General features: G+C 48.8%; 1 pseudogene. It reads right to left on the bottom strand.

The annotated features are described in order from the left end of the window. Positions 1-605: pseudogene (locus R7Z49_RS26225) on the bottom strand (sodium-dependent transporter); the annotation flags it as partial.

The raw sequence follows: 605 nt of genomic DNA, 5'->3' as shown, positions 1-605 counted from the left end.
GCCTTTGCCACTATCGAAGCCAGACTTAATGCCCATGAAGGCAACAATAGCAATCGCTACCGGAATGACGTATTTAACGAGGTTGTACCATAAGCCAAATAGTGGGAATGATACTTCGCCATCATTCGTGATTTCTTTTTCAAGCTCTGCACGGTTTAAGCGCCAGCCAGCAAAGATACATACCAACATCCCCCCAACCGCTAGGAAGATTTTGTCTGTCAGTAGGTCGAAGATATCGAATGCGCCGGTACCAAATAGCGTTGGTCCCATACCGCCTAGCGAAAGCGATGCAAAGACACAAAGTGATGCCATCACGACACTTGCTGAAACTACTGCGTTAGAACGTTTCATGCCTTTCTCATCGATAAGGTAAGAAACCACTACTTCTAACAATGAAACCGAAGAGGTAAGCGCCGCTACCGTTAATCCGATGAAGAACAGAAGCGCAAGTAGCAAACCAATCACACCGCCCATTTCCGCGAACAATTGAGGAACAACGACGAACACCAGACCTGGGCCTGCTGCTGGCTCCATGCCGAAAGCAAACATTGCCGGGAACATCGCGACACCAGCAAGGATCGCTACGCCGGTATCCATTGCCGTAA

The sequence above is a fragment of the Vibrio sp. 1562 genome, assembly GCF_033340155.1.
GTDB lineage: Bacteria > Pseudomonadota > Gammaproteobacteria > Enterobacterales > Vibrionaceae > Vibrio > Vibrio alginolyticus.
Note: the sequence above shows the minus strand (reverse complement) of the source record. Positions and strands in the feature narration are given on the sequence as shown.